The sequence below is a fragment of the Acinetobacter sp. AG1 genome (genome assembly GCF_001005525.1).
In the GTDB taxonomy this organism is placed as follows: domain Bacteria; phylum Pseudomonadota; class Gammaproteobacteria; order Pseudomonadales; family Moraxellaceae; genus Acinetobacter; species Acinetobacter modestus.
On record NZ_LBMZ01000005.1, the window covers coordinates 1 to 1,084 of the forward strand.

A 1,084-nucleotide genomic window follows, 5' to 3' on the forward strand; every position below is an offset into this window, starting at 1 on the left:
CAACTCTCAACCCAATCTTCATAAATAATATTTTTTATTATTTTAAATCAATATTTTAAATTTAAAAATATTCGTTATTTTTATAATAAATATTCAAAAAAAAGCTTAAATCAGCGTTTAACTTAGTAATAAGACATCAGAAATAATTCAAAATACAAAATTTAGCACCAAAATAAAACAATGTTGGCACCATAAAATCGCAAAAAAGTCTATCAAAGTAGATTTAAACAACGATTTCCGCCGATTAAACTATTCTTTGCTATAATAGCGATACTGTTTTTATCCTATCTTCTTTCATGTCAGTTTCAGCACAACAACTCTCTCTTATCGTTCAAGTAGACCAACTTTTACCACAAACGCAATGTGGTTTATGTGGACATCGTGATGGTTGTTTACCTTATGCAAAGTCGATCGTGGAAGGTGAAGATGCAAACAAATGCGTTCCAGGTGGACAACCCGTTGCAGACGCACTTGCGACATTATTAAAAAGACCAACAATGATTGCGGAACCGAGTGTTTGGGACATTCAAGCAGATGGTCGACCACAACAAATGAAAGCGATAATTCGTGAAGATGAATGTATCGGGTGTACTAAATGTATTAGTGCCTGCCCTGTTGATGCCATTATCGGTAGCGGAAAATTAATGCATAGTATCTTGACCGATCTATGTACAGGTTGTGAGTTATGTATTCCACCCTGTCCTGTAGATTGTATTGATCTAGTCGCAGATACCAATCCATTACCCACAATTCAACAACGTACTCTTGAACAAGATGATCTAAGACATCGTTACTATGCACATATTCAACGAGAAGAAAAACGTCGTTTGAGTCGTAAAGGACCGATTGTTCGTGCTGAAATTGATACCGAATTTTTTGCTCAATTTTCTCAAGCACTTAACAATGTACCCTTGATCACACTCATAGATAAACCGAAAGAAAATCCTGTATTAGATGCAAAAACGACAATTGAACTTGCGAAAATTAGAACGCAAATCAAAAAGTTAGAAAAGCAGTTAAGTGTACGTGCAGATGAATCCAAGCAAACACAACTGCTTGATTTGCAAAAACGTTTAAATGAATT

1 protein-coding gene is annotated in these 1,084 nt (G+C 34.9%); it reads left to right on the top strand.

Going from position 1 to position 1,084, the window contains the following annotated elements:
• Nucleotides 1-296: 296 nt before the first annotated feature.
• A partial coding sequence (locus tag AAV96_RS00025) for an RnfABCDGE type electron transport complex subunit B (protein WP_046737818.1) occupies nucleotides 297-1,084 on the top strand: 788 nt, incomplete at its 3' end.